Raw genomic sequence first — 9,787 nt, 5'->3', positions numbered from 1 at the left:
GCGGATCTGGCCCGAGATCGGCGCCTTCGACCCGCGCCGCGGCGGCGCCTTCTGCATCTATGGCGTGACCGGGCCCGACGAATATTCGGCGCTGGTCGACAATGATTATTACACCAACGCGATCGCGGCGCGGCACCTTGCCTATGCTGCCGACACCGCCGACTGGCTGGCGCACACTGATCCCGCAGCCTTCGCGGCGTTGGCGCAGGCCATCGGCCTCGACGCCGAAGAAGTCGCGATGTGGCGCCGCGCCGCCGAGGCGATGTGGTTGCCGGTCGATGCAGAGGCCGGGGTAAGCCCGCAGGACGACGCCTTTCTGGGACGGCCGAAGCTGGCTGATCTGGCACCGCTCGACGAGCGCGGGCCGCTGCTGATGCGCTATCACCCGATGATCCTGTTCCGGCACCAGATCGCCAAGCAGGGCAATGTGCTGCAGGCGATGGCGATGGATCTCGTGTCGTTGCCGCTCGCGCTGCAGCGGCGCAATTTCGACTATTACAGCCGCGTCACCGCGCATGACTCGACGCTGTCGTCGGTGGCCTTCGCGATCGTGGCGGCGCGGCTCGGCGAGGATGGGGAGGCGCTCGATTTCCATCGCGAGGCCGCCTTCGTCGATCTGGAAAATCGCCACGGCAACACCTCGCACGGCCTGCACATGGCGGCGCTGGCGGGAAGCTGGCTGGTGCTTGCGCACGGCTGGGGCGGTCTGCGGCTCGGCGGCGATAGCCCCGCCTTCGCGCCGCGCATCCCGGCCGGCTGGACACACTATCATTTCCGCCTGCTGTGGCGCGGCAGCGTGATCGAGGTTGCGGTCGATGCCGAAGGCGCGACCTATCGCCGCCTGTCGGGCGCCCCGGTCGATATTGTCGATCACGGCCGCCCGGTTCGTCTTGCCGACGCGGCGGTCCGGATGGCGCGCCCGGCGGTGCAGGGCGTGATCTTCGACCTCGACGGCGTGCTGACCGACACGGCCGAGGATCATTATCATGCGTGGCAGGCACTCGCCGACCAATATGGCTATGCCTTCGACCGCGCCGCCAACGACCGGCTGAAGGGCGTCGATCGCGCGGGATCGCTGCGCCTTATCCTGGACGGCGCGGGCGCGTCGGTCGACGACGCGCGCTTCGAGGCGATGCTTGCAGAGAAGAATGCGCTCTACCGCGCGCGGCTGGCCGCTTATTCGCCCGCCAATCTGTTCGACGGCGTGCGCGCGCTTTTCGCGGCGCTGCGCGGGGCGGGCATCAAGATCGGCCTCGCCTCGGCGAGCCGCAATGCCGGCGACGTCGTTCGGTTGCTCGGCATCGCCGACCAGTTCGATTTCATCGCCGACGCGGGCGCGATCGCGGCGAACAAGCCGGCGCCCGACATATTCCTGGCCTGTGCCGACGGCATGGGCCTCCCCCCGGAACGCTGCATCGGTATCGAAGATGCGCAGGCCGGAATTTCAGCCATCCATGCGGCGGGCATGGTGGCGATTGGCATCGGGTCTGAAGAGGCGCTGCCCGACGCCGACGTGCATGTCCCCGCCATCGGGGCGCTTTCGGTCGACCAGATCCTGTCAGCAGAACGGGAAGCGGCGAGCGCGGGCAACCTTTCAAAGAAAACAGGATAAGTGGAGGAACAGCCATGTTGAAACGGACCTATCTGCTCTCGTCGATCGCGCTCATCGCGCTGCCGGCGGTGGCCCATGCCCAGGAAGCGCCTCAGCCCGCCGACGATGCGGCAGGCAATGAAATCGTCGTCACCGGCACCGCCGGCGGCGGGGTCAGCCGCCAGGCCGCGGCCTTTGCGATCACCAGCATTTCGGCCGATGCCATCGAACAGGCCGCGCCGAACAGCACCGCCGACCTGCTGAAGGTCGTGCCGGGCGTCATGGCCGAAAGCTCGGGCGGCCAGAACGGCGCCAACATCTTCGTGCGCGGCTATCCGTCGGGCGGCGACGCCGAATTCGTCACGCTGACGACGCAAGGCGTGCCCTTCTTCTCGCCGCCGACGCTGTCGTTCCTCGAAAACACGCAGCTTATCCGCATCGACGAAACGATCGCGCGGGTCGAGGCGGTGCGCGGCGGCACCGGCGCGCTGTTCGCCAACGGCCAGCCCGGCCTGACCGTCAACTTCGTCCAGAAAGAGGGCGGCCCCGAATTCGAAGGGCTGGTGAAGGCCAGCGTCACCGATTTCGGCGACGTGCGCGGCGACCTGCGCCTGTCGGGTCCGCTCGGCGACAACACGACCTTCATGGTCGGCGGCTATTATTCGAGCGGCCACGGCATCCGCAATCCGGGCTTCACCGCCGAAAAGGGCGGGCAGATCACCGCCAATATCCGCCATGACCTCGACAAGGGTTCGATCCTCGTCTTCGCCCGCTATCTCAACGATCATGGCCAGTGGCTGCTGCCGATCCCGGTGATCCGCGACGGCGACAAGGTGCGCCAGTTCGGCAATATCGACCCCGGCACCGGCGTGATCGCCGGCCCCGAAACGCGCCTGTCGGTGCTTCCCGACGGCACGCGCGCCGACCTTGGCGACGGTCGCGGCGCCAAGCTGATCAACCTTGGCACCAATTTCGATTACGAGATCGGCGACGGGCTCCAGCTGCGGTATCGCGCGAGCTATCTGAAGGGCGATGCCGATACGACCGGGCTGGTTCCGGCGAGCACCGCGATGTCGGCCGCCGACTATGCGGCGAGCCTCGGCAGCACGATCGGCAGCCTGACCTATGTCAATGGCGGCGATGCGGTCGCCAACGCGGGCAGCCAGCAGGTGATCCGCGCCGGCACCTGGATCGTGCGCAAGCAGATCGAGGATTTCACCAACGACCTCAACGTCGAATGGGACAGCGGCAACAACAAGTTCACGCTGGGCGCCTATTTCTCCGACTTTTCGTCGAAGGACCAGTGGAACCTCGGCAACATCCAGTTGCTGACCGCCGAAAACAATGCGCGTCTGCTCAACCTGACGCTCGCCAACGGCCAGGTGGTCACCGATCGCGGCTTCACGCAGGGCAGCTTCTTCAACGTCAACGCCGCCTATGACGGCCGCGAATATGCCTTTTATGCGGTCGACGAGTTCCAGATCACGCCCGAACTGCGCTTCGACGCGGGCCTGCGCTATCAGCATTACAAGGCAACCGGCACGCTGGAAAACAATGCGACGGTGGCCGACGCCGATGGCGACGCGAACACGCTTTACGACCAGAATGTCGCGGTGCTCGACGGCACCTTCCGCAATATTTCGTACAGCAAGGGCGCCTGGTCGTGGACGGCGGGCCTGAACTACGACTTCTCGTCGTCGGTCGGCGCCTATGTCCGTTACAATCGTGGCAACACCAATCCCTTCTTCGACAATCTGCGCGACGGCATCCGCGTCTCGCCGCGCGTCGACAATTTCGAAGGCGGGGTGAAGGTGCGGACCGACATGCTGTCGCTCTATGCCACCTTGTTCCACACCAAGTTCGAAGGCCTTGTCACCACCGTCATCCAGAATGGAGCTCCGCAGGCGTCGATCGGCGGCGCGCGCAGCACGGGTGTCGAGCTGGAAGGACAGCTTCGGCCGGTCGACAATTTCACGCTCGCCTTCTCGGGCACGTGGCTCAACGCCAAATATCGGGACTTCTTCACCAACAACGGTGCGACCGACCTCAGCGGCAACCGCGTCCAGCGGCAGCCGAAGTGGCAATGGCGCGTGACCCCGGCCTATGAACTGCCGTTCGGCAACGACGGCAAGGTCGGCGTCTATTCGACCTTCACCTATATCGGCGATCGCTTCTCGGATACCGGCAACACCCAGTCGCTGCCGCATTATTTCAAGATCGATGCCGGCGTGACGGTCGACGTCAACCGTGCGCTCAGCTTTGCGGTCACCGCCGACAATCTGACCAACGAGATCGGTCTGACCGAAGGCGATCCACGCACGCTGGGCCAGAATACGGCTGAAGTGCTGAACGCCCGTCCGATCCTGGGCCGGTCGTTCCGCTTCAGCGCCGCCTATAAATTCTAGGTCATCCCTCCCTGGGTGGTCGCGGCCTCTTCGCGACCACCCCTCTTTGCGGCAAAGGACTTGGCATGGCCCGCACGCGTTTGATTGCCGCAATGATTCTGACCTATGTCGCCTTCGCGATGCTGCTCAACAGCGTCGGGACGGTGATCCTGCAGTCGATTTCCAGCTTTCATGTCACGAAGCCCGAGGCGAGCACGCTCGAAGGTTTCAAGGATATCACGATTGCGATCGTCTCTTTCCTGACCGCGAGCTATCTGCCGCGCATCGGCCTGCGTAACGCGCTGATCGGGGCGCTGCTGCTCGCGATCGCGGCGTGTACGGTCATGCCGCTCGCGGGAAGTTTCGGCGCGGCGCAATTGCATTTCGCGATGGTCGGCGCGGCCTTCGCGGTCGCCAAAGTCGTCGTCTATTCGATGATCGGCCTCGTCACCGACGACGCGCGGCACCACGCCAGCCTGACCAGCCTGATCGAAGGCATGTTCATGGTCGGCGTGCTGTCGTCCTATTGGGTATTCAGCGCCTTCATCGACCCGACGGGCCTGCGCTGGCTCAACGCCTATTGGGTGCTGGCGGTGATCCCGGCGCTGGCGCTCGCCTTCATCCTGTCCGCATCGCTCGACGAGCGCCGCACCCATGCGGGGGAGGAGGCCGCCGACGAACAGGGGCCGCCGCTCGTCGCGATGCTGCGGCTCGCGGCGCTGCCGCTGGTGCTCGTCTTCATCGTCTGCGCCTTTGTCTTTGTCCTGATCGAGCAGGGGATCGGCACCTGGCTGCCGACCTTCAACAACGAGGTGCTGCACCTGCCCGCGCAGATGAGCGTCCAGGCGGCGAGCCTGTTCGCGGCGTGCATCGCGCTCGGCCGTTTCGGCGCCGGCGCGGTGATGGCGCGCTTCGACTGGTATCCGGTCCTGAATGTCTGCCTGGCCGTGCTCGCGGCGCTGATCATCCTCGTGCTGCCGCTCGCCGACGGCCTGCGTGCGGTGCCGATCGAAACGTGGCGCGACGCGCCGATCGCGGCCTTCCTCTTCCCGATGATCGGCTTCGCGCTCGCGCCCATTTATCCGACGATCATTTCGGTGATGCTGAGCGCGATGCCGAACCGGCACCACCCGTCGCTGATGGGGCTGGTCGTCGTCTTTTCGGCGCTAGGCGGCACGACGGGGTCGCTGATTACCGGCGCGCTGTTCGCGCATCTCGACGGGCGCACCGCCTTCACGCTAATGCTGGTGCCGACGGCCCTGCTCGCCGCCGGCCTGTTCCTGCTCCGCCGCCGCATCCGTGCCGGCGAAACGGCAACAGCGCAGCCCGCCTAACCGAGCGAGGGCAGGTCGAGTCCCTTTTCGCGCGCGCAGTCGATCGCGATGTCATAGCCCGCGTCGGCGTGGCGCATGACGCCGGTGCCGGGGTCGTTCCACAGCACGCGTTCGAGCCGCCTGGCCGCTTCGGGGGTGCCGTCGGCGACGATCACCATGCCGCTGTGCTGCGAAAAGCCCATGCCGACGCCGCCGCCGTGGTGCAGCGACACCCAGGTCGCGCCGCTCGCGGTGTTGAGGAGCGCGTTGAGCAGCGGCCAGTCGCTCACCGCGTCCGACCCGTCGCGCATCGCTTCGGTTTCGCGATTGGGCGAGGCGACCGATCCCGAGTCGAGATGGTCGCGGCCGATGACCACGGGTGCCTTGAGTTCGCCCGACGCGACCATCTCGTTGAACGCGAGCCCAAGCCGGTGACGATCGCCGAGCCCGACCCAGCAGATGCGCGCGGGCAGGCCCTGGAAGTGAATCTTCTCACGCGCCATGTCGAGCCAGTTGTGCAGATGCGCGTCGTCGGGCAGCAGTTCCTTCACCTTGGCATCGGTCTTGTAGATGTCCTCGGGATCGCCCGACAGCGCCGCCCAGCGGAACGGACCGATGCCGCGGCAGAAGAGCGGGCGGATGTAAGCGGGAACGAAGCCGGGGAAATCGAAGGCATTTTCGACGCCCTCGTCCTTCGCGACCTGCCGGATATTGTTGCCATAATCGGTCGTCGGCACGCCCGCGGCCTGAAAATCGAGCATCGCGCGGACATGCACCGCCATCGACGCCTTGGCCGCCTTCGCGACAGCCTGCGGGTCGCTTTCGCGCTTCTCCATCCATTCGGCGACGCTCCAGCCAATGGGGAGATAGCCGTTCACCGGGTCGTGCGCGCTCGTCTGGTCGGTCAGAAGATCGGGACGGATGCCGCGGGCGAACAGGTCGGGCAGGATTTCGGCGGCGTTGCCGAGCAGGCCGACCGACACCGGCTTTTTGTCGGCGCAGCTCTTTTCGATGATCGCCATCGCTTCCTCGATCGTCTGCGCCGCGACGTCGAGATAGCCGGTGCGCAGTCGCATTTCGATCCGGCTCGGCTGGCACTCGATCGCGAGGCACGATGCGCCCGCCATCACTGCCGCGAGCGGCTGTGCACCGCCCATACCGCCAAGCCCGGCGGTGAGCAGCCATTTGCCCGCGAGGTCGCCGCCATAATGCTGGCGCCCCATTTCGACGAAGGTTTCGTACGTCCCCTGCACGATGCCCTGTGTACCGATATAGATCCACGATCCCGCGGTCATCTGCCCGTACATGGCGAGCCCGCGCTTATCGAGTTCGCCGAAATGCTCCCAATTCGCCCAATGCGGGACGAGGTTGCTGTTCGCGATCAGCACGCGCGGCGCGTCGGGGTGGGTGCGAAAGACCCCGACCGGCTTGCCCGACTGGACAAGCAGCGTCTCGTCGTCTTCGAGGCGCTTGAGCGTCTCGACGATACGGTCATAGCTTTCCCAGTCGCGCGCGGCGCGGCCGATGCCGCCATAGACGACCAATTCCTCGGGGCGTTCGGCAACGTCGGGATGAAGATTGTTCATCAGCATACGGAGCGGCGCTTCGGTCAGCCAGCTCTTGGCGTTGAGCCGGTCGCCGGTCGGCGCCTTGATGACGCGGCTGTTGTCGAGGCGGGTCATGGATATCCTTTCGCAAAATCGAGGGTCGCGGCGATCACTTGCTGCAGCGTCGGCAGGATCGCGGGATCGGAGTCGAGCGGGCTTGGCCAGTTGCCGGGGTCGAAAGACGCCGGTTCGACCATATAGCCGCGCTGGGCGAGCTCCATCTGGATCGCGTGGATGCCCGCGTCGGGGTGGCCGTAATGGCGCGTTGTCCAGCCGCCCTTGAAGCGGCCATTGACGACATGGCTGTGGCCGCTCGCGGCGCAGATGCTTGCAACCACGGTTTCCAGTTCGGGCGCACAAGTCGCGCCGCCGTTGGTGCCGATGTTGAATTGCGGCAATTCGCCGTCGAACAGGCGCGGCACATGGCTGCGGATCGAATGGGCGTCGTAAAGAATGACCTTGCGATGCTGCGCCTTCAGTCGCTCGATCTCTGCCGCGATCGCATCGTGATAGGGGCGGTGATAGAGGCCCAGCCGGCGGACGACTTCGGTCTCGTCGGGCGCGCCGAAGCGATAGAGCGGGTCGCCGTCGAAGGTCGTCGTCGGGCAGAGCTCGGTCGTCGCTTGCCCCGGATAGAGCGAGGCGCCCGACGGATCGCGGTTCATGTCGATCACGCTGCGCGAGATCGCGGTCGCGATCGTCGTCGCGCCCAGATCGCGCGCGAAGGCGTAAAGATCGGCGATCCACCAGTCGGTATCGAACTGCGCGCGCCATGGCGAGACGAACTGATCATCGAGGCCCGCAAGATCGGTGCCGCCGTGCGGGAAGGCGACGATCAGCGGGGCGTCGCCGCGGTGGATGCGCAGCCAGTCCATCAGCCGATCCCGGGAAGCTCCGCGGCCACCGCGGTTGCAAGGCTGCCGGTGCGGATCAGCGCGGTCGCGGCTTCCATATCGGGATGGAAATGCCGGTCGTCGCCGAGCGTGGGGACGACCGCGCGCAGATGCCCGCGCGCCGCCTCGAGCGCGGCGCTCGATGTCAGCGGGGCGTGGAAGTCGATGCCCTGACAGGCCGCGAGCAATTCGATGCCGATCACCGCGCTGACATTGTCGGCCATGTCGAGCAGGCGCCGCGCGCCATGCGCCGCCATCGAGACATGATCCTCCTGATTGGCAGAGGTCGGGATCGAATCGACGCTGGCGGGATAGGCGCGCTGCTTGTTCTCGCTGACCAGCGCGGCGGCGGTGACCTGCGGGATCATGAAGCCCGAATTGAGGCCGGGCCGCGGGGTGAGGAAGGCAGGCAGGCCCGACAGCGCGGGATCGACGAGCATCGCGATGCGCCGTTCGGCGATCGACCCGATCTCGCACAGCGCCAGCGCGATCATGTCGGCGGCGAAGGCGACGGGCTCGGCGTGGAAATTGCCGCCGGACAGCGCCTCGTCGCTATCGGCGAAGATCAGCGGATTGTCCGAAACGCCATTGGCCTCGATGCGCAGCGTCGTGCCGGCCTGCCGCAGCAGATCGAGCGCCGCACCCATCACCTGCGGCTGACAGCGGAGGCAATAGGGGTCCTGCACGCGCGGATCGTCTTCGGCGTGCGAGGCGCGGATCGCCGAACCCGCCATCAGGCCGCGCAGCGCATCGCCGACCTCGCGCTGCCCCGCATGACCGCGCAGCGCATGGATGCGCGCGTCGAACGGCGCGTCGGAGCCTTTGGCGGCTTCGGTCGAAAGCGCGCCGGTGATCAGCGCCGACTGGAACAGCGTTTCGGCGCGGAACAGCCCGGCGAGGGCGTTCGCGGTCGAAAATTGCGTGCCGTTGAGCAGCGCGAGGCCCTCTTTGGGGCCGAGCTCGAGCGGTGCCAGATCGGCGGCGGCAAGGGCCTCGGCCGCGGGCAATATCTTGCCGCCGACCTCTATCGCGCCGACGCCGATCATCGCGGCCGCCATATGCGACAGCGGGGCGAGGTCGCCGCTTGCGCCGACCGAACCCTGCGACGGGACGACGGGGGTCAGACCCTTGGCCAGCATCGCTTCGAGCAGTCCGACCGTTTCGCGCCGTACCCCCGAGGCGCCGACGCCGAAGCTGGCGAGCTTGAGCGCCATCATCAGGCGGATGACGGGCGTGGGTGAAGCGAGGCCGGTGCCGGCGGCGTGGCTGAGCACGATGTTGCGCTGCAGGATCGACAGCTCGTCGTCGGCGATCCGGACGCTCGCCAGCTTTCCGAAGCCGGTGTTGATGCCATAGACCGGGGCGCCGCGCGCGACGATGCGCGCGACCGCCGCGGCGCTGGCGTCGATCGCGTCCCAGGCCGGCGCAGTGAGCCGCGCCGCCGCGCCTTCGTAAATGGCCCGCCAGTCGGCCAGCGTCATGCCGCCCGGCGTGATGACAATCTGCGTCACGTCGTCTGTCCCATCCATATCCGCTGGTGCAGCGGGTTGAGGCCCATGCGGCCGACCAGATCGGACGGCCGTTCGATATCCCAGATCGCAAGGTCGCAGCGCTTGCCCGCCTCGATCGTGCCGATGCTGTCCGACAGGCCGAGCGCCTGCGCCGCATGGCGCGTGACGCCGAGCAGGCATTCGTCGGTGGTGAGCCCGAACAGCACCGCGCCCATGTTCATCGTCAGCAGCAGCGAGGTGAGCGGCGAGGTGCCGGGATTGCAATCGGTTGCGAGGGCGATCGGCACGCCCGCCGCGCGCAGCGCCGCCACGGGCGGCAGCTTCGTTTCGCGAAGGAAGTAAAAGGCGCCGGGCAGCAGCATCGCGACCGTCCCCGCATCGCGCATCGCGGCAATTCCCGGTTCGTCGAGATATTCGAGATGATCGGCCGACAGCGCGCCATGCCGCGCGGCGAGCGCCGCGCCATGCTGGTTGGAAAGCTGCTCGGC

General features: G+C 66.7%; 7 protein-coding genes. 3 read left to right on the top strand and 4 right to left on the bottom strand.

Annotated features, from left to right (window positions below):
- The 3 genes from pgmB to ABS88_RS20265 all read left to right on the top strand — a co-directional run.
- The coding region (gene pgmB / locus ABS88_RS20275; RefSeq protein ID WP_286750426.1) for a beta-phosphoglucomutase at positions 1-1,612 on the top strand (1,612 nt) is incomplete at its 5' end.
- A gap of 14 nt (positions 1,613-1,626) precedes the next feature.
- Positions 1,627-3,996: a TonB-dependent siderophore receptor gene (locus ABS88_RS20270; RefSeq protein WP_286750425.1), complete on the top strand. Its 2,370-nt coding sequence runs from the start codon at positions 1,627-1,629 to the stop codon at positions 3,994-3,996.
- Between the two features lie 65 nt (positions 3,997-4,061).
- On the top strand, positions 4,062-5,309 hold the full coding sequence (locus tag ABS88_RS20265) for an MFS transporter (RefSeq protein WP_286750424.1): 1,248 nt from the start codon (positions 4,062-4,064) through the stop codon (positions 5,307-5,309).
- Here ABS88_RS20265 and hutU read toward each other — a convergent pair.
- From hutU to ABS88_RS20245, 4 genes are all read right to left on the bottom strand, one after another.
- Positions 5,306-6,970, bottom strand: a complete 1,665-nt coding sequence (gene hutU / locus ABS88_RS20260; protein ID WP_286750423.1) for a urocanate hydratase — start codon at positions 6,968-6,970, stop codon at positions 5,306-5,308. The genes ABS88_RS20265 and hutU overlap by 4 nt on opposite strands.
- Positions 6,967-7,770 (bottom strand): N-formylglutamate deformylase, encoded by an 804-nt coding sequence (gene hutG / locus ABS88_RS20255; protein ID WP_286750422.1) that lies wholly within the window; start codon positions 7,768-7,770, stop codon positions 6,967-6,969. Before hutG ends, hutU begins: the two co-directional genes overlap by 4 nt.
- Positions 7,770-9,317: a histidine ammonia-lyase gene (gene hutH, locus ABS88_RS20250; protein ID WP_502686175.1), complete on the bottom strand. Its 1,548-nt coding sequence runs from the start codon at positions 9,315-9,317 to the stop codon at positions 7,770-7,772. The genes hutG and hutH overlap by 1 nt, the downstream gene beginning before the upstream one ends.
- Positions 9,296-9,787 (bottom strand): amidohydrolase family protein (locus tag ABS88_RS20245; RefSeq protein WP_286750420.1); only part of this gene is annotated, 492 nt, incomplete at its 5' end. The genes ABS88_RS20245 and hutH, both read right to left, overlap by 22 nt.

This window comes from Sphingopyxis sp. SCN 67-31 (genome assembly GCF_001725095.1).
This window is presented reverse-complemented; position numbering and strand designations above follow the sequence as displayed.